Genomic DNA, 22565 nt, shown 5'->3' with positions numbered 1-22565 from the left:
TAGCCGTACCCCGTTCCCGGCGCGGTGGGCGAGGGCCGCACCCCGCTCCCGCCGTCCGGGCGGCTGCGCCTACTCTGTAACAGGTTCCAACGAGGAGGCGAGATGCTCAAGGGTGTGCTGATCGACTGGGGTGGCGTGCTCACCACGGGCCTGCACGAGGCGATCGAGGCGTGGATCGTCGCCGAGCGCATCGACGCGATCCACTATCGCGACGTGATGCGCGAGCTGATCATGCACGCGTACGAGGGCTCGGTGAGCGGCGAGAACACGATCCACGCGCTGGAGCGGGGCGAGATCTCCGCCCTGGACTTCGAGCGCGACCTGGCCGAGCGGCTGCTCACCACGGACGGCGTGCCGCCGGTGGCCGAAGGGCTGCTGACCAGGATGTTCGCCGGGTTCCAGCCGGTCCAGCCGATGTACGACATGCTGGCCGCGGCCCGCGCCGCCGGGCTGAAGACCTGCCTGCTCTCCAACTCCTGGGCCAACGACTACCCCCGCGACAGCTGGGACGGGATCTTCGACGAGATCGTCATCTCCGGCGAGGTCGGCATGCGCAAGCCGGAGCCGCGGATCTTCGAGCACACCCTGGGCGTGGTCGGGCTCTCCGGCGCGGAGTGCGTGTTCATCGACGACATCGAGGCCAACATCACGGCCGCCCGCGCGCTGGGCATCGTCGGCGTGCACCACCGGGACCCGGAGACGACCATCACCGAGCTGGAGACCCTCCTCAGCATCCCGCTGCGGACCGCGCCCGCCCTGTGAGACCGCGGGCCGCGCCCGCCCTGTGGGATCCGGCGCCACCGCGCCGCGGGCTCCGTCCCCCGCCCGGATCCGGCTCGCCGGGCGGCGCCGTACCTCGCGACCGGGGTGCCGGGACTGGCAGACTCGGTGGATGATCGGCGCCGGACGGCGCCGCCGTCGCAGAGGACAGATCGAGGCAAGATGCGCGTCTACCTGCCGTGCACGCTCCCGGCGCTGGCCCGTGTGGCCACCGTGAAGGAGCTCGGCCCGGCCCCGCTGACCGGCTACGCGGTGACCCCCGCGCTGACCGAGTGGTACGCCTCGGGTGACACCGAGGAACTGGAGTACGTCGCCCTGACGGAGGCGGCCAGGGCATCCCTGCGGATGCTGGCCGCCGACCGGGCCGACGGGGTGGAGGTGGCCGCCCGCCGGGTGGTGATCGCCGCCGAGGTGCCGGACGACGACGTCGGCATGGGCACCGACCTGCGGGAGCGCGCGCGGGTGCGGCTCGCGCGCGCGGTCCCGATGGAGAAGATCGCCGCGGTGCACGTGGACGATCAGGCGGCGGCCGAGGACGTCGAGTCCGCCCTCGCCGCGCTGCCCGCGGCCGACGGCGGCGACGACGACGCCCGGTTCACCGTGGACGGCGCCGAGGCCCACGAACTGCTCTGGTACGCCACCCAGGAGATCCCCGACCTGGTCGGCTGAGAGGGTTGATCAGGTGCCTGAGCTGGGCTGATTAGGTAGAGTCACGGGCATATGAGACACATTGTTTGGGACTGGAACGGCACGCTCTTCCACGACATCGACGCCGTCGTGGCGGCGACCAACGCGGTCTTCGAGCCGTACGGCCTCGGCTCCTACGATGTCGACGGCTTCCGCGCGGTCTACACCCGCCCGATCTGGACGGCCTACGAGCGCATGCTCGGGCGCCCGCTGGAGGAGGGCGAGTGGGAGCGGATGGACGAGGGCTTCCACGAGCACTACCACCGGCTGATGCTGGAGTGCGGCCTCGCCGCCGACGCGGAGTCCACCCTGAGGAGCTGGGAGCGGGAGGGCGGCAGCCAGTCGCTGCTGTCCATGTGGCGGCACGAGATGCTGGTCGCCAAGATCGCCGAGTACGGCATCGACCGGCACTTCACCCGGGTCGACGGCCTGCTGAGCACCGCCTCCGGCGGGCACAAGGCGGAGTCCATGGTGGCTCACCTCGCTGAGCTGGGCGTCGCCCCGGAGAACGTGCTCGTGATCGGCGACAGCGTGGACGACGCGCACGCCGCCCGGCACGTCGGGGCCCGCGCGGTGCTCTACACCGGCGGCATGACCAGCCGCAGGGACCTGGAGGCGTTCGGGGTGCCGGTCGTGGACACCCTCGCGGACGCCCTCGACTACGCGTAATCGGATTACGTATAAATCGGATGATTTAGGCATCGGTGGCGGTCAGGGTGCGGCGGTGGCCGTACCCTGGCATCCCCGCCCAGTCCCGGAGGCCACGATCAACCGCCTCGTTCTCTGGAACGTCGACCTCACCCTGGTCGACGTGTCCATCGTCACCCGCGACGCGTACGCCGAGGCCTTCCGCCAGGTCACCGGCCGCCCCCTGGTGAAGCTCACCCAGCACAACGGCCGCCCCGACTCGGAGATCATCTTCGAGACGCTGGCGATCAACGGGATCGCCGCCGAGGACGAGCACCTGCCGAGGTTCCTGGACGCGCTGGCCACGGCCTTCGCGGCCCGCCGCGGCCGCCTGGCCAAGGAGGGCCGGGCGATGCCCGGGGCGAGGGAGGCGCTCAAGGCGGTCTCCCGGCTCGACGGCACCGTCCAGTCGGTGCTCACCGGGACGATCAAGAGCAACGCCGTGCACAAGCTGACCGCGTTCGGGCTGCACAAGCACCTGGACGTCGAGGTCGGCGGGTACGGCGAGGAGGTCTACCCCAAGGCCACCCTGCTCCAGGTGGCCCAGGGCCGGGCCAAGCGCGCGTACGGCGCCGTCTTCGACGGGAGCAACACCGTGCTCGTCGGCGACTCGGCCAGGGACGTCCAGGCCGCGAGGATCGCCGGGGCCGCGATGATCGCGGTGGCCACCGGGCGCTCCCTCCCGGCCGAACTGCACGAGGCCGGCGCCGACGTGGTCCTGCCCGACCTGTCGAACCCCTCCGAGGTGGTGGCCGCGGTGGCCGGGCTCACCTCACCCGCCCGCAAGGCCGGGTAGGGCCCCGGCCGTCAGCCGCGGGCCAGGTGCAGGCGGACCTGGGTGCCGTTCCGGCCGGTGCGGATCTCCAGCAGCTCGCAGAGCTGGCGCACCACCCACAGGCCGTGGCCGCGGTCGGCGAGCGGGTCGGGCGGCAGGTAGCCGGGGAACGGCGTGCTCAACCGCCCCGGGTCGGCGACGTCGCAGCCGATGCCGGCGGCGTCGGCCCACAGCAGGATCCGGCCGTGCCCGCCGCCGTGCTGGACGGCGTTGGCGGCGACCTCGTTGACGGCCAGCAGCAGCCGGTCGATCTGCCCGGCGGACAGACCGAGCGCCGCCGCACGGGCCGCCACCCGCTGCCGCATCCGGCCGAGGTCGGCGTCGAAGCGGATCTCCTCACCGGCCCCGGCGGGCGGCGGCAGCGGCAGGTGGTCGGAGGCGTGGGCGAACGCGGCCGGGTCGGTGTAGGCGTGGCTGTCGTGCTCGGCGGAGCCGGTCAGCAGCTTCGGATGGGTACGGCGGGCGTCGGCGACGATGCGCTCGGGCAGCGTCCGCTCGTCGTAGGGGCACACGATCCAGGCCGGGCTGCCGGCGAACGCGGCGTTGATCACCGATTCGTAGCGCGTCCACTCGGCCTCCTCCGCCGGGCTGCGCCCGTGCCAGACCGGCTCGCCGATGATGCGCACCCGCCGGTGGCGCACCTTGTGCGCGTCGACGTACCGGCCGTAGGCGGCCAGGGTCCGGCCCGGGGCGCCGTACCAGTCGTCGGCGGCGACGAACTCCACGCCTGCGGCGGCCGGGCCCAGGGCGTCCTCCAGCAGGCCGATGTTGGCCGGGGTGGTCACGGCCAGCACCCGGTCGCCGCCGGCCAGCCCGTCCCGGCAGAACCCGGTGGTGGCCGACAGGAACGCCTCGTCGCTGCCGTAGACCAGCGCGTGGTGGATCAGTTCCGGCGCCGCCGCGGCGGCCTGGCCGGTGACAGCGGTCATGCGGACGCCACCTCCGAGTCGATGACCAGGCCGCTGGTCCGGTCCCAGCCCACCATGCGGATGACCTTGTCCAGTGCCGGCGCGAGGCGGAGCACCCGGAGGCACCGCCCGTCCGGCAGGGCGGCGGCCGTACGGACCAGCACGCGAAGGCCGGCCACGTCGATGAACTCCAGCCCGCCCATGTCGACCCGGACGTCGCCGTCCTCGCCGACCGCGCTCTGCAGGGCCGCGTCCCAGGCCGCGGCGGTGTCCCGGTCGATCGCGCCGGAGACGCGCAGGACCGGTCTCCCCTCGGAGTCGAAGGCGGGCGTGACGCGCAGCGGGCCGTCCTGCAGCAACGCGTTCATCTGCACCTGCTCCGGGTGGCAGCCGGTCAGCGCGTCCAGCCGATCGGGGGGGAACACACGTGTGTCGTACTGGCAGATCGCCGCCGACATGCCCTCGTGGAACAGCGCGGTGATGCGCCGTTCGTACTCCTCCAGGCGCTCGGCACCGGCCACCCCCCGCAGGGCCCAGCCCATCTCGCCGCTGATCCGGAACCCGGAGAACCCGGCCGCCAGACTGCCGGCCACCTCGCCGCGCAGTGCGGTGATCATCGCGTCGGGGTCGAACCGGCCGGAGACCAGGTAGCCCTCCCGGGCCGGCCGCACTCCCAGCTGCCCGGCCGCCGTCACCGCCGCGACGTCGACGCCGGCCTCCTCCAACCAGTGCCGAACCCGGTCGGGCGTGGGATCGTCGGTGAGGTACAGCACCCGCTCGCCGCGCGCCAGGCCGGCGGTCACGAACGTGACCGACACCTCGCGCTGCTCGGCCTCGTGCGTGAACGCCAGGCACAGGTGGTCGCCCAACCGCACGTCCTTGACCTGGCGCATCACTCCACCTATCGCAACGTGCCGGGGGACGGTCCGGGGGATCCGGCAGGGCCCGCCTCTGTCACCCCAGTCTAGCGTCGCCGGGTCCGTTGGCCGCGGACGGGATCTCGCCGGTCGAGGACCGGAGCGCGACGAGGGAGGCCGGGGTCCACCGCACCCGCCAGGCCCGGTCGTGCCCGGCCAGGGGAGGGAGCCGTCGTAGGCCCGGTCCACCGGCCCCTCCAGCCGGGCGCGGAAGCGCACCTCGGCGCCCGCCTCGGCGCCGCCGCCGGTGATCCCGAAGTCGGCCCCCGGCAGCTTCGGGTCGGCCCGGAACCGCCGGTGCCGGCGCTCGAAAAGGATCGCATCGATGTCCGATGTTGATATTGACCATAAATTTATATCGAAAAGGATATAATTCCTGTTCATGGACCTGGTGAAGCATCTGCGCTACTTCACCGTCGTCGCGGAGGAACTGCACTTCGGCAACGCGGCCGCCCGGCTCGGCATGGCCCAGCCGCCGCTCAGCCAGCGCATCCGGCGGCTGGAGGAGGAGCTGGGCGTGCGGCTGTTCGACCGCTCCAGCCGCCAGGTGCGGCTGACCGGGGCGGGGCGGGCGATCCTGGCCGAGGCCGGGGAGATCCTCGTCCGGGTCGACCGGTTGCGCGTGCTCGCCGGGCGCGGGGAGGGCGCGGTGCTCCGGGTCGGAGTCCCGCCCGACCTGGGCTCGGCGGTGATCGCGGCGCTGATCGCCGGCTTCGAGGAGGCCGGCGACGACGTACGGCTCGCACCCGCGGAGCTGTGGAGCGCCGACCAGGCCGCCGCCCTCGCCTCCGGAGCCCTGGACGTGGGCGTGCTCCGCCACCCCGTCGCCGCCCCCGGCCTGAACCTCGGCCCGGTGCTCGTCCAGCGCCCCGGGGTCGTGCTGGCCGCGTCGGACCCGCTCGCCGCGGCGCCCTCGGTGCACCTGGCCGACCTGGCCGGACGGCGGCTGGTCCTGTTCCCCGGCGAGCCGGGGCTGCACGAGGAGACGCTCGCCGAGTGCCGCCGCCACGGGTTCGTCCCGGAGGAGGTGCACGAGGCCCAGACCCTCGGACTGGTCATGGCCGGTGCGGCCGTCGCCTTCGGGCCCCGGGTGGAGCTGCCGGGCCTACGCTGGAGGCCGCTGCTGGGCGCCCCGCTGGCCTGGCGGATCTCGACCGCCTGGCGTGGGGAGGCGAGCCCGGCGGCGGTGGCCTTCGGGGCGGTGGCCGTACGGGTGCTGAAGGAGAATGCCGGGATGACGGACGACGGCGCGGCGCCGGTGCGCCAGGTGCGGGCCAGGCCCTCCTCGGGGTTCCTGGCGTGACCGGTACGAACGGCGGGCCCGACTTCGCGGGGCTGTTCCGCGCGGCGGGCGTGACCGGTCTCCTGCACGCCGTGGACGTGGACACCGGGGCGGAGGTCTCCTGCGGCGCGGACGAGCCCGTGGTCCTGGCCTCGGTGTTCAAGATCGCTCTGATGGTGGAGTTCTTCCGCCAGGCGGACCGGGGACTGCTGGACCCGGCCGAGCGGGTCACGGTCATGGCGGACCGCCACACCCCCGGGCCCACCGGGGTGTCGGCGATGGCCGACGACGTGACGGTCTCCCTGCGCGACCTGGCCTACCTGATGATCGCGGTGAGCGACAACACCGCCGCCGACACCCTGGCCGGCCGGGTCGGCCTGGCGGCGGTCAACACCATGCTGGCCGGATTCGGCCTGGACGGGACGTGGGTGGAGCACGACTGCGCCGGGCTGTTCGCGAGCGTCGTGGCGGACTCCGGCCGGGAGGACATGCCGACGGACCCGGCGGTGATCTCCCGGCTGCGGGTCCTCGACCCCGCCCGCACCAACCGCAGCACGCCGCGCGAGACGGCCGCGCTGCTCGCCGCGATCTGGCGGGACGAGGCGGCCACGCCCGCCTCCTGCGCGTGGATGCGCCGCCTGCTGGGCCTGCAGGTCTGGCCGCACCGGCTCGCCTCGGGTTTCCCCTACGACGACGTCGCGGTCAGCGGCAAGACCGGCACGCTGCCCACGCTCCGCAACGAGGCCGGGGTCGTGGAGTACCCCGACGGCGGACGCTACGCCGTCGCGGTCTTCACCCGCTCGTACGGCACCGCCCAGAACCAGCCGCGCGCCGACGCGGTGATCGGCACCGCCGCCCGGGCCGCCGTGGAGCACCTGCGCTCTCCGGCCCTCTGACCGCGCCCTGGCCGCCTTCACCGGGCCTTCTCCGGCCGCGCCCTCCTGGCCGCGCCCCTTCTGACCAGGCGCCCTGCGACTCGGCTCGCCCGGCCGGGGCGCAGGGCGCGCGCCGGGCGGCTACGTGGGAGGCCCACACATCCCCGGCCGCCGCATGTGGGCCCCCGGGGATGACATCCGTACGGGTCCCGGCGAGGATGGGAGCATGGTTGAGGAAGGTACGCGGCTCTGGGAACCCACGCCGGAGATCATGCGGAACGCGAAGGTCGCCCGGTACATGGAGTGGCTCGGGCGGCCGGTCGACTACCAGGGTCTGTGGCAGTGGTCGGTGGACGCCCCGGCCGAGTTCTGGACCTCCGTCTGGGACTACTTCGAGGTGGCCGGAGCTCGTGGTGACGGGCCCGTCATATCTGGGACGATGCCCGGCGCCGAATGGTTCACCGGATCGACGCTGAACTACGCGGAGAACGCGCTGCGCCGTGCCGCGGCGGAGCCGGACCGGCTCGCGGTGGTCTCCCGCGACGAGTCGGGCGGGCGGCGCACGCTCACGCTCGGCGAGCTGGCCGGCGAGGTGGCGCGGGTCCGCGCGGGACTGGCCCAGCTGGGGGTGGGCAGGGGCGACCGGGTCGCCGCCTACGCCCCGAACGTGCCCGAGACGCTCGTCGCCTTCCTCGCCACCGCCTCCCTCGGGGCGATCTGGTCCTCCTGCTCCCCGGACTTCGGCGCGCCCAGCGTGATCGACCGCTTCACCCAGATCGAGCCCAAGGTGCTGATCACGGCGGACGGCTACGACTACAACGGCAGGCACTTCGACCGGGCCGAGGTGGCCGGCGACATCGCCGCCAGCCTGCCGAGCCTCGCCGCCCGGGTGCGCCTGCCCGCACAGGCGGCGGGTACGGCGGGCGCGGCCGGAGCGTCGGCGGCGGGCACGGCGGCGGGCGGGGCGGCGGACGCGCCCGCGGGCCCGCAGGACGACCCGGGCCACGCCGTCGTGGGCTGGGAGGAGCTGCGTTCGGCCGCCGAGCCCCTGGCCTTCGAGCCGGTCCCGTTCGGCCACCCGCTCTGGATCGTCTACTCCTCCGGCACCACCGGCCTGCCCAAGCCGATCGTGCACGGCCACGGCGGTGTGGTCCTGGAGCATCTCAAGGCGCTCTCCTTCCACCAGGACCTCGGCCCCGACGACGTGTTCTTCTGGTACACCACGACCGGCTGGATGATGTGGAACTACCTCATCGGCGGCCTGCTGGTCGGCTCGGCCGTGGTGCTCTACGACGGCTCGGCGACCCATCCCGGGACCGACGCGCTGTGGCGGCTGGCCGCCGAGGAGGGCGTCACCTACTTCGGCACCGGCGCGCCGTACATCGTCGCCTCGATGAAGGCGGGCCTGAAGCCCGAGGGGCTGGAGAGGCTGCGCGGCCTGGGCTCGACCGGCTCGCCGCTGCCCCCCGAGGGGTTCGCCTGGGTGCACGAGGCGCTGCCGGAGGTCCAGCTCGGCTCGTTCTCCGGCGGCACCGACGTGTGCACCGGCTTCGTCGGCGCGGTGCCGCTGCTCCCGGTCGACGCCGGGGTCATCCCGTGCCGCTGCCTGGGCGCGAAGGTGGAGTCGTTCGACCCGTCGGGCAAGGCCGTGACCGGAGAGGTGGGGGAGCTGGTGCTGACCCAGCCGATGCCCTCCATGCCGGTCATGTTCTGGAACGACCCCGACGGCTCCCGCTACCGGGAGAGCTACTTCGCCGACTACCCGGGCGTCTGGCGGCACGGCGACTGGATCAAGATCCTCCCCGACGGCGGCTGCGTGATCTACGGGCGTTCCGACTCGACGCTGAACCGCGGCGGGGTGCGGATGGGCACCAGCGAGTTCTACCGCGTGGTCGAGCGCTTCGAGGAGATCGCCGACAGCCTGGTGATCGACACCGGCCAGCTCGGCCAGGAGGGCCGCCTGCTGCTCTACGTCACCATGGCCGAGGACGCCGAACTCACCGACGACCTGGTGATGCGCCTGCGCAAGACCCTGCGGGAGGAGCTCTCGCCCCGGCACGTGCCCAACGAGATCACCGAGGTCCCCGGCATCCCGCGCACGCTGAGCGGCAAGAAGCTGGAGGTCCCGGTCCGCAAGATCCTCCTCGGCGTCCCCCCGGAGAAGGCCGCCAACCTCGACGCCATGGCCAACCCCGAGGTGCTGTACTGCTTCACCCCGGAGCCCTGACGCCGTCCCGCGCCGCCGGGTCACGGTCCGGCGGCGCGTGGCCCGGGGTACGGCCCGGCGGTTCGCGGGCGCCCGGCACGCCGCCGCGATCCCGCCAGCGGCGCTCGGCGATGACGACGGCGACCACGACGCCGAGCAGGATGCAGATCGTGTAGCCGCGGATCGGTATCGGCCCCGGGTACCAGACGCCCTCGGGCGGGCTGGGGATCGCGGCAAGCGGCAGAGCGGGCATCAGGGTCCGGTCAGGGGGAGGGGAGGTCCGCCGGGCGGATCACCGGCGGCCGGGGACGGTCATCCGCGCGGGGCGTACATGATGACCGCCACCCCCACCAGGCAGATGAGCGCGCCGATCACGTCCCACCGGTCGGGGCGGAAGCCGTCGGCGACGATTCCCCAGGCCAGGGATCCGGCGACGAACACGCCGCCGTAGGCGGCCAGGATCCGGCCGAAGTGGGCGTCGGGCTGGAAGGTGGCCACGAACCCGTAGGCGGCCAGGGCGAGGATCCCGGCGGCGATCCAGGCCGGGCCGCGGTGCTCGCGCCAGCCCTGCCAGATCAGCCAGGCGCCGCCGATCTCGAACACGGCGGACAGGGCGAACAGCACCAGCGAGCGGAGAAGCGTCATGACCGGCTATCCCAGCACAGGCCGCGAGCCGGACCAGGACCGGCCCGCGGCCGCGGCGCGGTGATGGCCGGTCAGCACCCGCAGCCGCCTCCACATCCGCAGCCGGTCCCGGAGGCGGCGGCCGTGCGGGCGGTGCGGCGCCGGTGCAGCCACCACATGCCCGCCGCGGCGGCCAGCAGCAGCCCGGCCACGGCCAGCAGGGCGTTCTCCACCAGCGCGGCGCCGGCGCCGGTCAGCAGCCCGCCCGCGATCAGCAACGGCAGCGCGCAGCAGGCCGCACACGCCGCCACCGCCAACGCGGCGGCGACCTTGCTGCGCCTCGGGGGTGCGCCGTCGCCCGGCGCACGGCCGTGATCGTGTGTCGGCCGTTCGGCGGCGGCCAGCGGCAGGGCGGGGCGGTTCTGGGGCGGCGTCATCGGGCATCTCCTTCGGCCAGCTCGGCGCTCAGCGCTCCGGGCACGTTGAGGGCGCCGGGGAGGTGCTCGGCCGCATAGGCGGCGGCCGGCAGGGCCTCGATCAGCGCCACCGCGCCGGCCTCCAGCAGGACGCGCAGCTGCTCGCGGGTGATCGTCTCCATCACACGCTCTTTCGGGCAGCAGCGGCATCGGCGGTGCCGAACACCGCGGTCACCAGCTCTCCGGCGGCCGGCGGTGCGGTCACGGCGAAGGTCATACCGCCGGGGCCGACGGTCAGGGTGAAGGTGAAAAACGAGCAGCAGGCGAACTCGGCGGCCGCCAGCCGGGCCAGCTCCGCGGCAAGGGCCTCGTCATGGGCGTAGGTCAACTGCAGCCCGCCCGCGATCGGTGTGCGCCCGGTGGCGGGGGCGAGTGCGGCCTGCCACTGGCTGACCCGCTCGCGCATCGCCTCGACGCCGCCGCCCAGGGTGCACACGATGTCCGGCCCGTCGGCCGCGACGTCGTCGGCGAGGGTCAGCGCGGCGCGGGCGACCGGGATCCGCGGGGTGGTGATCGCCGAGGCGGCGCTCAGGCACGCGCACTGCGCCTCGCAGGCCCCGGTGCGGGCCGGGGCGGCCAGGTGCTGGGCGGCGGCCTGCAACCGGGCGACCTGGCCGGTCAGCTCGGCCGTGGTGCTCTGCAGCGCGGCGACCGCTTGGCCGTCTGCTCCGGCGGCGCCGGCCTGGTGCTGCCGGAGCGCGGTGTGCTCGATCTGCTCGACCACGGCCTGCTCGGCCGCCTGCAGCCGCTCGGCCACCAGGGCGGCCAGGCGCTGCTGCACCGCGGCGCAGTCTCCGCCGTCGAACAGGTCGGCCAGCTCGGTGAGCGCCGGGCCGGCGATGCCCAGCTGCTCGGCGCCGGCCAGCAATCGCGCCCGCACCGCCGCGGCGCCGGTTGAGATGGTGGTTGAGGCGGGGGCGGGGGCGCAGCACGTGCACCCGCCACTCGTGCTCTGATCTGCCATGACGGTCTCCAGGTCGATGTCGTACTTCGACGGTAGGGCTGTACCGGGGTACAGGTTGCAAGTCCCCGTGGCCTCTGCTTCCGGAATGGCTCGTTTCCGGAAGCAGACGCCGAACGCGGCTTCCGGCCAGGAAGCGGCCCTTCGACGCCGCTTCCGGAAACACACGACCTGTCGGGCCGAGACCCGGTACGGGCTCCGCCAAGGCCCTGCTGCGGTCGCCGCCGGTGCCGCCGACGCGGCGGCCGCCACGGCGCCGGATTCTGGGGGGCCGACGACCCGAAGCTCGCGGCGCTCCTGCACGCGATCGTCGGCGGCACGCCTGCCTACGGCCGCCAGTTCGTCCGCAACGACGTCCCCCGGGGCCTGGCCGACTTCGACGACTGGGTCTGCCGTACGGTCCTCAACCCGCAGGTCCCCCTGTTTCGCGAAGCGCGGTATCTCCTCGCGGAGGAGGTCGAGGCGCGGGACCCAGGGCTCTACAACTCCGTTCTCGGCGCGATCGCCGCCGGGAACGCCACCAACGGCGGGATCGCCGCCTCCGTGGGCCGCAAGTCCGCGGAGATCGCCCATCCGCTCAATGTGCTGGTGGACTGCCAGCTGATCGTCAAGGACCACGACGTCATCCAGCGGAAGAAGCCCGTCTACCGCATCGCCGAGCCTCTCATCACCTTCTACCAGTCGGTCATGCGGCCGCGCTGGGCGGCACTCGAACTCGGCGAGGCCGAGCGGGTGTGGCGCGGGTCGCAGCCGCGTTTCCTCTCCCGGGTCGTGGGCCCGAACTTCGAGCGGATCTGCCGGGACTGGGCGATCCTCGCCGACGACTTCTTCGACGAACCCCCGGGCGAGGTCGGCTCCGCGCTCCTCGTCGACCACTCGAAGCGGGAGAACAACAAGATCGAGCTGGATGTCGTGGTGATGACGCCCGCACTTCTCGAGGAGAGGCAGCGGGTCCTCTCGATCGGTGAGGTCAAGTGGGACAAAGTGATGGGGCTGGGGCATCTGGACCGGCTCCGCCGGGCGCGCGAGCTCCTCACGGCCCAGGGGCACCGGGCGGACGATGCGGTGCTCACCTGCTACAGCGGGGCGGGCTTCGACGAGCAGCTCCAGGCCGAGGCGGGCGAGGACTCCCGCGTTCTCCTCGTGGATCTGCCCACCCTGTACGGCTGACGCCGGAGACGGGGCCGGGATGCGGAGTGTGGAGGACATTCCTCCCGGCTGACCGGGACGGTGACTCAAGAGAGCCGGGACGTTTGGTGGTTTTACTCCACTACATGATGAAAAATCCGGATTCATTCCGCAGGGTGGTCGCCGGAATCGCCCTGCTCGCCTGGCCCGCCTTCGAGTTCCTGGCCTTCTTCACCTCGCCCCCCGGGGCCGATCACACTCCCGGGATCTTCCGGGAGAACGCGACCGCCGTCCAGGTCAGCGCCCTGCTCTACATCTGGGCGACGCTCAGCCTCATCCCGGCCGTCCTGGGCATGGCGCACCTGCTGAAGTACCGCGCCCCCCGGACCGGCGCCGCGGGCGCCGCGCTCGGGCTGGTCGGCGCCGGGCACGGCCTGACCCTGTTCACCACCGACTTCTACGACCTGGCCCTGGCCCAGGTCCTGCGCGACGCCGAGGCCGAGAAGGTGATCGAGCGGGCGGGTGAGCTCTGGGGGTTCCTGTACGGCATGCTGCTGCCCGGCTTCCTGCTCCACATCGGCCTGTTCACCCTCCTCATCGGGCTCGCCGCGACCCGCCTGGCCCCGTGGTGGGTGCCGGTCGCGGCCGCGGTGGGGACGGTCGTGCCGTTCGTGACCATGGAGCAGCCGCCCGCCGTGCAGTCCACCGGCGCCCTGCTCCACCTGGCCTCCTACGGCTGGATCGCGCTCCGCGTGCTGCGGATGCCGCAGCGGGAGTGGCAGGGGGCGGAACTCACAGACCGGCCTCTCTCGCACGCATGATCGCCTGGGCCCGGTCCGCCACCTGGAGCTTGGTGAAGATCGCCGACACGTGGTTGCGCACGGTCTTCTGGCTCAGCCCGAGCCTGGCCGCGATCTGCGGGTTGGTGAGGTGCCCGGCGACCAGCCCGAGGATCTCCCGCTCCCGCCGCGTCAGCTCGGGCAGCGCCGCCCCGGGCGCGGGCCCGCCCCGCTCGCGCCCGGCGAAGTACTCCGCCATCCGGGCGGCGATGGCGGGGCCGAAGATGGCCTCGCCGTCGGCGACCGCCTGCACGGACCGGACCAGCTCCGCCTTGCGCGCGCCCTTGAGGACGTAGCCGCGCGCCCCGGCCCGCATGGCGGCGAACACCGAGTCGTCGTCGTCCGACATGCTCAGCACGATCACCCGGACGTGCGGGTGGTCGCGGACCAGCCGCTCGGTCGCCGCGATCCCGCCCATGCCGGGCATCGTCAGGTCCATCAGGACCACGTCCGGCTGCGCCCGGCCGACGAGGGCCAGCGCCTGCTCGCCGCTGGCCGCCTCGTCGGCGACCTCGACGCCCTCGACCGCCGAGAGCAGGGCCCGCAGCCCGGCGCGGAACCCGGCGTGATCGTCGACCAGCAGAACCCTGATCACGGATGCCCCCTCCGATACGCGCCGGGAGCATGATCCTGCCCGTCGGAGCGGCCCGCCGGCCGCCCCGGTGGCGCGGCCCGGTCACCGGCGCTGCCTTCCATGCGTGTCGGGAGCACGACCCGGACCCCGGTCCCGCCTCCGGCGCGCTCCTCGACCGTGCACGATCCTCCCAGCTCGGCGGCGCGCTCCCGCATCGACACCAGCCCGACCCCCTCCCGAGCCCCCTCCGCGGCGCTCCCGCCCGCCCCGGTTCCGCCCGGGCCGTCCGGATCCGCCTCCCGGCCGGCGGGCCGCATCCCGCGACCGCGGTCGAGGATCTCCACCACCAGCGCCGCCCCGGTCACCTCGACCCGCAGCTCCGCCTCGGCCGTGCCCGCGTGCCGGCGGACGTTGGCCAGAGCCTCCGCCGCGATGCGGTAGGCCGCGGCCTCGGTGGCGGCGGGCAGCGCGGGCAGCTCGTCCGGGGCGTGGACGGCGACGCGCAGGCTGGGGGCCTGCCGGATCGCGTGGGCGCGCAGCGCGCCGAGCAGCCCCAGGGCGTCGAGCGCCGGCGGGCGCAGCCCGTCCACGAGGGCCCGCACGTCGGCCGTGGCGGCCGCGGCGTCGTCGGCGATGTCGGCCAGCAGCCGCCGTACCTTCTCGTCCCCGGCCAGGTCGTAGGCGGTCTCGGCGCGCATGGTGAGCGCGGCCAGGGTGGGCCCGAGACCGTCGTGCAGGTCGTGCCGGATGCGGCGGCGCTCCTCCTCGCGGGCCATCACCAGCCGCTCCCGGGAGCGGCGCAGGTCGGCGGAGAGGCGCGCGGCGTGCACCGCCACGGCCACCTGCCGGGCCAGGTCGGTCAGGACGGCCAGGTCGCGCGGGCCGAACCTGCTCTCGCCCGTCCGCGGAGCCAGGATGAGATCGCCGACCCGCTCGCCGTCGTACACCAGCGGCAGCCGGAGCAGGCCGCCCTCGGACCGGGGCGGGCCGCCGTCCCCGGGGCCGCCGGCGCCGTGCTCCGCGGCCCACCCGCCCTCCGCGCCGCCTCCCGCGGGAAGGCCGGAGGCGTGCCGCACGCCCGCGGCCGTCTCCACCGCCGCGTACGGCAGGCGCAGCGCCTCGGCCACCGACCGCGCGACCCCGGACAGCACCGCGTCCGGCTCCTCGCTGGCCTCCAGCCGGCGGGCCAGCCGGGTGAGCGCCGCGTGCGGGTCGTCCCGCTCGCCGTACATCAGCAGGTTGACCCAGCCCTGCAGGCGCTGCCGGAGCGGGGCGAAGGCGAGGGCCACGAGCCCGGCGGCCAGCACGGAGGCCGGCAGGTCCGCGGAGGGCAGGAGCGCACCGAGGTAGCCGACGACGAGGACGTAGCCGCCGGTCACGCAGGCCGAGAGCAGCCCGTACACCAGCGTCCTGTTGATCACCAGGTCGATGTCGAACAGCCGGTGGCGCAGGATCGCGATGCAGATCGCGACGGGGATGAGCGCCGCGCCGAGCACGCCGGCGAGCTCCCAGCCCGAGTAGATCGGGGGATAGACGCGGTGCGGGTCGCCGTCGGTCAGCCCCGCCGCCAGCCGGGCGTGGGCGACCAGCAGGGCGAGCCCGACCGCGTAGGCCAGCCACTTGATCTGCGCGCGCTCCTGGCCGGTGCTGCGCCGTGCCCGCACCAGCAGGTTGAGCCCTCCCGCGGCGAAGACGGTCACCTGCACGGCCAGCGCCACCGCCTCCGCGGTCTGGGCGGGTCCCGCCAGGGCCGCGATCCCGAGCGGGTTCGGCACCCCCGGGCCGGTGCCGACCTGCTCGTTCTCCCCGGGGCGCAGGGAGCTCACCACCATGGCCGGAACGATCACCGCGGTCGCCGACCGGACGAACAACCGCCAGCGGGGCGAGGGCAGCGCGCCGCCGGGGAAGAACAGGGACACCAGGGTGAGGGCGAAGTTGGCCGGGATCCAGAGCCAGGCCTGCGGCCAGGCCATCGCCTCGGCGAAGGGCAGGGGCCCGGCGGGGAGCGGGGCACCCGGGCCCTCCGGGCCCGCCGCGTGGGTCAGCACGCCGTAGACGGCGTACTGGCCGCAGCACTCGTAGAGCGCGAAGCAGAACGCGCTGAGCGCGAGCAGCCGGCCCACCGGATGGCCCGGGCGGTGCGCCCCGATCAGCCCGCCCGCCAGCGCGCACGCCACCACGACCAGCTGGTGGCTCTGGACGATCAGGTGGTAGCCGTTGAACCGGGCCAGGACCACCGAGAGCACGACCAGGACCAGGGTCAGGGCGCATACCGCCCACGCGATGCGCGCCGCTGTGATCACTGCTCCTCCGGGTCCGGTCGCCACACCGTACCCGCACCCCCGTCCCGGCGGGCACGGGACGGTGTCCCGGGACAGGGCCGTGGGGACAGGGCCGTCGGGCGGGGGACAGGGCCGGCGGAGGCCCCGCGGAGCCGCCTACTCCGTAGGGCCGGCGCCGAACAGGGGCAGGCACGGCTCCAGGCCGTGGACCTCGAATCCCGGCGGCGTGGTCCAGTCGTCCCGGGACAGGCGCAGCCGCCGGGTCTCGGCGCGCCCGCCCCGGCGGGAGCGGACGTCGACGCCGTCGTCTCGGTAGCCGAGTTTGCGGGAGACCGCGAGGGAGGCGTGGTTGTCGGTGAACGCGCCCGAGGTCGCCGAGAGGGCGTCCAGGCCGTCGAAGGCGAGGTGGAGGACGGCGGTGCGCATCTCGGTCCCGATGCCCCGGCCGTGGAAGCGCCTGCCGAGCCAGGAGCCGCTGGAGACCTCCCGGGTGACCGCGAAGTCGGTGGCCGAGACCTCCTGGACCCCGGCGATCCGCCCGTCGCAGACCACGACGAAGGGGCAGGTCCACTCCTGCGGGGTCCAGGACGCCCACGTGCGGAAGTGGAAGCTGATCGCGCTCCAGGCCCGCCGGGCGGGCTCGGCGTCGGTCCAGGGGAACAGGAACGGCATGCTCTCCGGGTCGTGGATGCCCTCGACGGCCAGGTCCGCGAGGTCGTCCAGGTCGTCGAGCGAGGGGAGCCGCAGTTCCAGGCGCGGAGTGCTCACCCGGAGCCGGAAGACCGGAAAGTGCCGCATACCCATTGATCATGCCGACGAGGCCGGGAGGTGCGCAACGGGTTTCACCGGGTCGCTCCGGGACCGGGCCCCGGCCCGCCCCCGCCGTCCGGCACGGCTCCGGAGGTCCTCGCCGGCGGGGCCGGGGCGGCGGCTCAGATGCCCTGGGGAAGGCGGAAGAGGCGGCCGGGGTCGCGGGCGGCCTTGATGCGGGCGAGGCGGTCGGCATTGGCGCCGTAGTAGGCGCCGCGCCAGCCCCGCAGTTCCGGGTCGATGTAGTTGACGTAGGCGTGGTCGCCGAAGTGCGGGCGCATCGCGGCGTGCGCGTTCCTGGTCCACCCGGCCGCCCCGGCGCGGTGCGCGTAGTACTGCACGCTGTACAGCGCGGCCCGGTGCGGGAAGGCGGTGGCGTCCGGGCGGACGCGGCCGACCGCGCCGCCGAGGGCGTCCAGGAGCACGGTGTGGCTGCCGGGCCTGGCCACCTCGGCGACCAGCGCCCTGGCCCCGGCCTCGGAGACGGGGCGGTAGGCCAGGTGGGACTTGGCCGTGAAGCGGTCGCGCGGCAGCCGCCCGTCGCGGGTCCGGCCGGGCAGGGAGCCGCCCTGGTGGCACTGGGAGACGGAGAGGCCGGCGCAGCCCGCCATGGTCATCATGGCCTGCAGGTAGGACGTCTTCCGGACGGAGCTGGAGGAGACCGGTCCGATCCGGTCGGCCAGCCGGTCGAGCAGCCGCTCGCACTCCGCCTTCCCGCCCAGGTGGACCCCGACGAGCTGCAGGTCCGTCCCGCCCTCGCGGCTCAGGTGCAGGGTGGACCACATCTCGTCCGGCGCCGACGGCGCCCACGCCTGCCAGGCCCGTACGGCCCCGGCCGCCCTCGCCCACGGCCAGCGCAGGAAGAACACCGTGGCCTCCCGCGCGCGGTGGGTCCGGAAGCGGAACGAGACCGCCACCCCCAGGTTGCCGCCGCCCCCGCCGCGCGAGGCCCACAGCAGGTCGGGGTTGCGGTCCGCGTCGCACTCCAGCACCCGGCCGTCGGCCGTGACGATCCGTACCGACTCCATCACGTCGCAGGTCAGGCCGTACTTCCTGGCGACCACGCCGATCCCGCCGCCCAGCGCCAGCCCGCTGATCCCGACCGTGGGGCAGGAACCCGCGGGGATGCTCACCCCGTCCGCGGCCAGCCTGTCGTAGACGTCGACGAGCTTGGCCCCCGCCCCCACGGTCGCCCGGCCGGAGGAGTGGCTCACCGCGTTCATGGGGGAGACGTCGATGACCAGGCCGGTCCCGGTGGACCAGCCGGCGTAGGAGTGCCCCCCGGACCGTACGGCGGGCGGCACGCCCATCCGGCGGGCGAAGTTCACGCACTCGGCCACGTCGGACGGGTTGGCGCAGTAGGCCACGCCCGCCGGCCGTACCGCGTCGTGGGCGGGGTTGAACAGCCGGCGGGCGGCGTCGTAGGCGGCGTCGCCCGGGCGGATGAGCCTGCCGTCCAGCCCGCGTTCCAGCGCCCGCCAGTCCGACGGCCGGGGGCCGGTCCGCGCGGCCGTCCCCGTCTCCGCGGCGGCCCGGGTCCGCGCGGGAAGCCCCGCTCCCGCGGTGAGGGCGGCGATGCCGCCGATCCGCAGGAGCGTGCGCCTGTCCAGTGTCCGTCCGGCCGGAGCGGATTCCATGGTCTTCTCCCGATGGCTCTTGCAACCTGCCCGGTGAGACGTCTGCCCGAGCCGTCCGGTTGGTCACATTCGCGTCACGTCGGGAGTCCCGGTCAGGGGGCGGCGTGCTCCATGGACCGCGCCGGCGCGGCGGCGGGCGAGGGCCGGCCCCCCAGGGAGGAGACCAGGCCGCGGGTGACCCGGCGGGCGGCGAACCCGGCGCCGTGCACGAACCGCATGACCGGGCCGAAGGTGTCGGCCGCGGCCAGACCGACGGCGTACAGGCCGCTGACGGACGTCTCGAAGTTCTTCGACAGCCTCGGCGAGGTCCCGCTCCTGCGGATCGCGCGGGTGAGCCTCCCGTCGAGGATGCCGATCCGCCCGACGTCCACCACGTAGCCGGTGGCCGCGATCACGTGGTCGGTGCGGAGCGTGCCCCGCATGCCCGCACCGTCCCGCAGCGTCAGGCTCACACCGTCGCGGTGCGCCGCGGCCTCCAGGGTCCGCCCCAGGACCACCGGGACGTGCCCGTCGAAACGCCTGCGCAGCCACCACGACCCCGCCGGGCCGAGAGTCGTCCTGACGATGTGCCGGCGGGTGCCCGCGGGCAGGTGGCGCACCGTGCCCGGCAGCTCCGACCAGACCCAGGAACGCCAGCCCGTGCCCAGCCCGGAGACCGGGGCCAGGGCCCGGTCGAGGGCCGACCTGCGCCCGCCGGGCACGCTGTTCCAGCGCAGCGCGTCCCCCCGGGCCACCACCCGGGGCCGCGCTCCCTCCTCCAGCAGGAGCGCCGCGGTCTCCAGCGCGGACTGCCCGGCGCCCACCACCGTGACGTCGAGGCCGGCGAACCGCGACAGGTCGTGGTGCTCGGAGCTGTGCGTCGCCACCTCCGGGGGCAGCCCGGCGAGCGCGGCGGGCCGGTGGGCGAAGGGGAGGAACCCCAGGGCCAGGACGACCGCCCGGGCCGGGACGGTCTCGCCGGTCTCCAGCTCGACGGTGAACAGCTCGCCGTCCGCGCGGATCTTGGTCACCGGCGAGGAGTCGAGCGCGTCCCCGACGGCCTGCGACCGGAACCACCTGCCGTAGTCGACGAACGTCTCCACCGGGATGGGCTCGCCGTAGGCGCAGGGGAGCCCCCGCGGCCGGCAGTAGGCCTCCAGCCCGTAGCTCCCGCCCGGGTCGGCCAGGTTCGATGCGAACGGCTCCGACTTCAGCAGCATCCCGCGTGGCATGTGCCGCTCCCAGGCCTCCATCGGGCGGCCGTAGACGCGGGCGTCCAGCCCGGCCGCGGTGGCGTGGGCCGCCACGGAGAGGCCGTAAGGGCCCGCTCCGACAATGGCGACATCGATCATCGGCGCACGCATGAATTCTCCTTGGTCGTCAGGGGTGTCCAGAAAAGACAGGGGTGGCCCGGAAAAAGAGGATGCGGGCCCGTCGGATCGGTTCGGGCCGCGAAGCACCGCCGAAGCCTAACGCGACCCGGCCGGGGAATTCCGGTGGCGACGTGCGATGCGGGTAAAGCCTCGTTTCAGGGTCTGTCTCGTCATCGCCACAAAGGGTTTGAAGTCCTCGGCGGAGAACCAGGCGAACTCGTCGGCCTCCCGGACGGAGCGCAGCCAGCCCGCGTAGGTGAGTTCCCCGGTGCGCCGATCGTGGAATGCGGGGAAAGCGTCGTAGTTCTCGACCAGATAGGTGCGCCCGTACGCGGGCCGGCCCTCCGGCACGGCCCCGCCGGTGAGGTCGAGATGGAGCGCGCGGACGAGGTCCAGGCCGCCGTCGTCGGTGAACAGGCGGAACTGCGCCCCCAGCCGGGGGTTGAAGTCCAGCAGGTAGTAGACGTCCGCGGCGGCGTCGTGGCGGAAGTCGAGGTCGAGGACGCCCCGGTAGCCGAGGGCGGCGGCGATCCGGTGCGCCGCCGCCTCGACGCGGGGGTTGGGCAGCCACCGGCCCAGCGTCGTCAGGCCGGCGCGGGGCGGGTAGGCGCGCTCCTTGCGTCCGGCCCCGCCGAGCAGGCACGACGAGCCCGCGCCGAAGTAGCCCTGGAAGAACCAGTCGGAGCCGGGGGCGCCGGGTACGAAGCGCTGGAACAGCAGCTCGCTGCCGTGCCCGGCGGCCTGGGCGAAGATCCGCGCGGCCGCCTGCGGTGTGCGGACCGGGGCGGTGCTGCGCAGCCCGGACCCCGGCGGCAGCAGCCAGGGCTTGGCCCACTTGGCCATCAGCGGCAGCCCGAGGCCGGAGGCCGCGGCGGCGGCGTCGGCCTCGCTCCTGATCACGCGGGTCTCGGGCTGGGCGATGTCCAGGCTCGCGCACAGCTCGGCCAGCGCCGCCTTGTCGGCCAGCCGCCGGGGCAGCTCCGGGACCTGGTCGGGCAGCAGGAACGACGGGCGGAGCGCGGCGGCGTGCTCGGCGGTGAAGATGGCGCCCGCGTCGTCCATCGGGATGAGGAGCGCGCGGCGCCCGATGCGCGCCGCGATCGACTCCAGCGCGGCGACCAGCGCCTCGGGGGTCCTCGGCCCGTCCGGCCAGCGGTACATGCGGGTGAGGTGCCGGGAGCGGGCGGCCGGCGCGTGCGGTCCCTCCAGGACCGCGTGCACCTCCACTCCGGCTCGGCCCAGCGAGCGGACGGCCGCCAGCGTGCCGTGGTGGAAGAGGTTGTCGTCCAGGCGGAGCACCAGCGCCGGCGTGCCCGCGTCCATCCGGATCGGGCCCGCCCCCGTCCGGGTGGTTCCGCCGCGTGGCCCGCTGTTCTCCGCCGGTTCGGTCGCGTTCATTGAATGTGCCCGCCAGGTGCGTCAGGTGATCCGGACCTCGTTGTCGGCCGTTTATTATAGAAGTCCATTCTGCTATGGGGGTGCTATTGCGCCGGTGAGTCGCCGGGAAGTCGTCCTCCGGGGCCGGCCCTCCGTAAATTCTTGCCGATAGTGGCATTCCTCCCCGACTCGCGGCGAAAACGCGCCGTAATGCATATCCCAAGCGCAGGTCTATATCGTGGGCGGACGGCGTGTCCGGCGGGTCGCGGCCACCGGAGGGAACGGGCGGCAGGGGGATGAGAGGAAATGAGGATCGGAAAGGCTCACCTCCGCGGGCTGATCGCCGCGGCGGCCTTCCTGGGAGTGCTGGTGCTGCCCGCCACGATCACCGGCGGCGATCGGGGACCGTCGGGCCGGACCGCCTCCTTCGGCGTCTTCCTCGCCTCCGACGCGCGCGGCACCGAGCGCCTGCCCGCCTTCGAGTCCTGGCTCGGCGACCTGGAGACGACCGTCGGCCGGACCTACCTCCCCGGTGAGAACTGGCTCGCCCTGCGGGGACCGGACTTCATCCTGGACCCCTGGATCCGCTGGCGCGCGGAGAAGCCGGGACGGATCCTGGCGCTCAACGTCCCCATGATCGCGCCGAACGAGGGGAGCCTGCCCGACGCCGCGGTCGCGGCGCTCCTCGGCGCAGGCGCGAAGGGCGTGTTCGACCTCGTCTTCCGGACGCTGGCGGCCCGGCTGGTCGACGGCGGAGCCGCCGACACGATCATCGTCCTAGGCTGGGAGATGAACGGGACGACCTACTCCAGCCGCTGCGCCCCCGACCCCGGAGCGTGGAAGGCCTACTGGCGGCGGATCGTCGCCACGATGCGCGCGGTGCCCGGGCAGCGCTTCCGCTTCGACTTCGCGCCGAGCCGCGGCCCCGACGCCATCCCGTGGCCGGAGTGCTATCCCGGTGACGACGTGGTCGACATCATCGGCATGGACACCTACGACCAGCCGCCCGGGGAGACCTTCGCCGACTACGTGGGCCAGCCGTACGGCATGCGGTACCACGCGGACTTCGCGCGGGCGCACGGCAAACCGATCTCGTTCCCGGAGTGGGGGCTGTTCCGCAGGGGCGACCGCCCCGAGTACGTCCGGGGGATGCTGGAGTGGATCTCCTCCCACGACGTCGTCTACCACTCGATCTCCGACTACTGCCCGCACGGGGTCTGGCAGTGCCCCGCGAACCCGGAGTCGGCGGTGGTCTTCCGCCGCTACCTGGAGCGCCCGCCCGCGGAGCCGGGCACTCCGCCGGGGCCGGGGAGACCGGCGGCCCCGGC

Annotated in this window: 22 protein-coding genes and 1 pseudogene; 10 read left to right on the top strand and 13 right to left on the bottom strand. The window is 74.2% G+C overall.

Annotation, left to right across the window (positions count from 1 at the left end; genetic code table 11):
- Positions 1-102 precede the first annotated feature (102 nt).
- The 4 genes from FHS22_RS06635 (at position 103) to FHS22_RS06620 (ending at position 2950) form a co-directional block, all read left to right on the top strand.
- Positions 103-762 (top strand): HAD family hydrolase, encoded by a 660-nt coding sequence (locus tag FHS22_RS06635; RefSeq protein ID WP_184939342.1) that lies wholly within the window; start codon positions 103-105, stop codon positions 760-762.
- A 180-nt stretch (positions 763-942) separates the two neighbouring features.
- A complete protein-coding gene (locus FHS22_RS06630) occupies positions 943-1449 on the top strand; it encodes a DUF6912 family protein (protein ID WP_184939340.1) in 507 nt (168 codons plus the stop codon).
- Between the two features lie 51 nt (positions 1450-1500).
- Complete coding sequence (locus FHS22_RS06625) at positions 1501-2136, top strand: HAD family hydrolase (protein ID WP_184939339.1); 636 nt, start codon at positions 1501-1503, stop codon at positions 2134-2136.
- A gap of 55 nt (positions 2137-2191) precedes the next feature.
- Positions 2192-2950 carry an HAD family hydrolase gene (locus FHS22_RS06620; protein ID WP_338047626.1) on the top strand — a complete coding sequence of 253 codons (759 nt, stop codon included), beginning with the start codon at positions 2192-2194 and terminating at the stop codon, positions 2948-2950.
- An 11-nt stretch (positions 2951-2961) separates the two neighbouring features.
- On the opposite strand, the gene FHS22_RS06615 is transcribed toward FHS22_RS06620, so the two are convergent.
- Both FHS22_RS06615 and FHS22_RS06610 read right to left on the bottom strand, forming a co-directional pair.
- Positions 2962-3918, bottom strand: coding sequence for an anti-sigma factor RsbA family regulatory protein (locus FHS22_RS06615; RefSeq protein ID WP_184939337.1), 957 nt, complete (start codon positions 3916-3918; stop codon positions 2962-2964).
- Entirely contained in the window at positions 3915-4790 is an 876-nt protein-coding gene (locus FHS22_RS06610) for an MEDS domain-containing protein (protein ID WP_184939336.1), read from the bottom strand. The genes FHS22_RS06615 and FHS22_RS06610 overlap by 4 nt, the downstream gene beginning before the upstream one ends.
- A 406-nt stretch (positions 4791-5196) precedes the next feature.
- On the opposite strand from FHS22_RS06610, the gene FHS22_RS06605 reads away from it, so the two are divergent.
- The 3 genes from FHS22_RS06605 to FHS22_RS06595 all read left to right on the top strand — a co-directional run bounded on the left by FHS22_RS06605 (position 5197) and on the right by FHS22_RS06595 (position 9198).
- Positions 5197-6117 (top strand): LysR substrate-binding domain-containing protein, encoded by a 921-nt coding sequence (locus tag FHS22_RS06605; RefSeq protein WP_184939334.1) that lies wholly within the window; start codon positions 5197-5199, stop codon positions 6115-6117.
- Complete coding sequence (locus tag FHS22_RS06600) at positions 6114-6992, top strand: serine hydrolase (RefSeq protein WP_184939332.1); 879 nt, start codon at positions 6114-6116, stop codon at positions 6990-6992. Before FHS22_RS06605 ends, FHS22_RS06600 begins: the two co-directional genes overlap by 4 nt.
- A gap of 205 nt (positions 6993-7197) precedes the next feature.
- Positions 7198-9198: an acetoacetate--CoA ligase gene (locus tag FHS22_RS06595; protein WP_184939331.1), complete on the top strand. Its 2001-nt coding sequence runs from the start codon at positions 7198-7200 to the stop codon at positions 9196-9198.
- Here FHS22_RS06595 and FHS22_RS06590 read toward each other — a convergent pair.
- The 5 genes from FHS22_RS06590 to FHS22_RS06570 all read right to left on the bottom strand — a co-directional run bounded on the left by FHS22_RS06590 (position 9182) and on the right by FHS22_RS06570 (position 11241).
- The gene (locus tag FHS22_RS06590; RefSeq protein WP_184939330.1) at positions 9182-9430 is read right to left on the bottom strand and encodes a hypothetical protein; all 249 of its coding nucleotides are present in this window, start codon (positions 9428-9430) and stop codon (positions 9182-9184) included. The two genes, FHS22_RS06595 and FHS22_RS06590, sit on opposite strands and share 17 nt — an antisense overlap.
- Positions 9431-9489: 59 nt before the next feature.
- A complete protein-coding gene (locus FHS22_RS06585; protein ID WP_184939328.1) occupies positions 9490-9822 on the bottom strand; it encodes a YnfA family protein in 333 nt (110 codons plus the stop codon).
- A 71-nt stretch (positions 9823-9893) separates the two neighbouring features.
- Positions 9894-10238 carry a hypothetical protein gene (locus FHS22_RS06580; protein ID WP_184939326.1) on the bottom strand — a complete coding sequence of 115 codons (345 nt, stop codon included), beginning with the start codon at positions 10236-10238 and terminating at the stop codon, positions 9894-9896.
- Positions 10235-10399 carry a rhodanese-like domain-containing protein gene (locus FHS22_RS06575; protein ID WP_184939324.1) on the bottom strand — a complete coding sequence of 55 codons (165 nt, stop codon included), beginning with the start codon at positions 10397-10399 and terminating at the stop codon, positions 10235-10237. The genes FHS22_RS06580 and FHS22_RS06575 overlap by 4 nt, the downstream gene beginning before the upstream one ends.
- Positions 10399-11241 (bottom strand): hypothetical protein, encoded by an 843-nt coding sequence (locus FHS22_RS06570; RefSeq protein ID WP_184939322.1) that lies wholly within the window; start codon positions 11239-11241, stop codon positions 10399-10401. Before FHS22_RS06570 ends, FHS22_RS06575 begins: the two co-directional genes overlap by 1 nt.
- 540 nt (positions 11242-11781) lie before the next feature.
- On the opposite strand from FHS22_RS06570, the gene FHS22_RS06565 reads away from it, so the two are divergent.
- A complete protein-coding gene (locus FHS22_RS06565; protein ID WP_184939320.1) occupies positions 11782-12408 on the top strand; it encodes a hypothetical protein in 627 nt (208 codons plus the stop codon).
- A 134-nt stretch (positions 12409-12542) separates the two neighbouring features.
- Positions 12543-13187, top strand: coding sequence for a hypothetical protein (locus FHS22_RS06560; RefSeq protein ID WP_184939319.1), 645 nt, complete (start codon positions 12543-12545; stop codon positions 13185-13187).
- On the opposite strand, the gene FHS22_RS06555 is transcribed toward FHS22_RS06560, so the two are convergent.
- From FHS22_RS06555 to FHS22_RS06530, 6 genes are all read right to left on the bottom strand, one after another.
- The gene (locus FHS22_RS06555) at positions 13159-13800 is read right to left on the bottom strand and encodes a response regulator transcription factor (RefSeq protein ID WP_184939317.1); all 642 of its coding nucleotides are present in this window, start codon (positions 13798-13800) and stop codon (positions 13159-13161) included. The two genes, FHS22_RS06560 and FHS22_RS06555, sit on opposite strands and share 29 nt — an antisense overlap.
- Positions 13797-16082, bottom strand: coding sequence for a sensor histidine kinase (locus tag FHS22_RS39155; protein WP_184939316.1), 2286 nt, complete (start codon positions 16080-16082; stop codon positions 13797-13799). The genes FHS22_RS06555 and FHS22_RS39155 overlap by 4 nt, the downstream gene beginning before the upstream one ends.
- Before the next feature lie 135 nt (positions 16083-16217).
- Positions 16218-16859 (bottom strand): GNAT family N-acetyltransferase, encoded by a 642-nt coding sequence (locus tag FHS22_RS06545; RefSeq protein WP_338047625.1) that lies wholly within the window; start codon positions 16857-16859, stop codon positions 16218-16220.
- Between the two features lie 134 nt (positions 16860-16993).
- On the bottom strand, positions 16994-18508 hold the full coding sequence (locus tag FHS22_RS06540; RefSeq protein WP_184939313.1) for an FAD-binding oxidoreductase: 1515 nt from the start codon (positions 18506-18508) through the stop codon (positions 16994-16996).
- A gap of 92 nt (positions 18509-18600) precedes the next feature.
- Positions 18601-19851 (bottom strand): NAD(P)-binding domain-containing protein, encoded by a 1251-nt coding sequence (locus FHS22_RS06535; protein ID WP_221473304.1) that lies wholly within the window; start codon positions 19849-19851, stop codon positions 18601-18603.
- Positions 19852-19956: 105 nt separating this feature from the next.
- Positions 19957-21258, bottom strand: coding sequence for a carboxylate--amine ligase (locus FHS22_RS06530; RefSeq protein WP_184939311.1), 1302 nt, complete (start codon positions 21256-21258; stop codon positions 19957-19959).
- Positions 21259-21543: 285 nt separating this feature from the next.
- Here FHS22_RS06530 and FHS22_RS39555 point away from each other — a divergent pair.
- A pseudogene (locus FHS22_RS39555) lies at positions 21544-22227 on the top strand (glycoside hydrolase family 26 protein); the annotation flags it as partial.
- Positions 22228-22565: the final 338 nt, after the last annotated feature.

The sequence above is a fragment of the Thiemannella venezuelensis genome, assembly GCF_014203605.1.
GTDB lineage: Bacteria > Actinomycetota > Actinomycetes > Streptosporangiales > Streptosporangiaceae > Planomonospora_A > Planomonospora_A venezuelensis.
The sequence above is the reverse complement of the archived record's forward strand: the minus strand, read 5'-3'. Positions and strand labels throughout refer to the sequence as shown.